The organism is Aminobacter sp. P4_D5, assembly GCF_056401815.1.
Genome location: NZ_JBFUIP010001356.1, coordinates 1 through 526 on the forward strand (window position 1 = coordinate 1; position 526 = coordinate 526).

Genomic DNA, 526 nt, shown 5'->3' on the forward strand with positions numbered 1-526 from the left:
GGCCAGATCGAACCGGTCGGCGTTCATGACCTTGGTCCAGGCCGCCACAAAGTCCTTCACGAATTTCGCCTTCGCGTCGCTCTGTGCATAGACCTCGGAGAGCGCGCGAAGCTGCGAGTTGGACCCGAAGACGAGGTCGGCACGCGTGCCCGTCCACTTCACCGCACCCGACGCATCCCGGCCCTCGAAGACGCCGTCATCCCCCGCCGCCTTCCACGCCGTGCCCATGTCGAGCAGGTTGACGAAGAAGTCGTTGGTCAGCGTCCCCGGCGTCTTCGTGAAGACGCCGTGCTTCGTGCCGCCGGCATTCGCGCCGAGCACCCGCAGGCCGCCGATAAGCACCGTCATCTCCGGCGCCGACAGCGTCATCAGCTGCGCCCGATCGACCAGCAGTTCCTCGGCCGACACGCTGAACTTCGCCCGGAGGTAGTTGCGGAAGCCATCCGCCGCGGGCTCGAGGACGCCGAAGGATTCGACGTCCGTCTGCTCCTGCGAGGCGTCCGCACGGCCCGGCGTGAAGGGCACC

Annotated in this window: 1 protein-coding gene; it reads right to left on the reverse strand. The window is 67.5% G+C overall.

The features are described 5' to 3' along the window. Positions 1-526 (reverse strand): peroxidase family protein (locus AC1DWF_RS38375; RefSeq protein WP_476843635.1); only part of this gene is annotated, 526 nt, incomplete at both ends.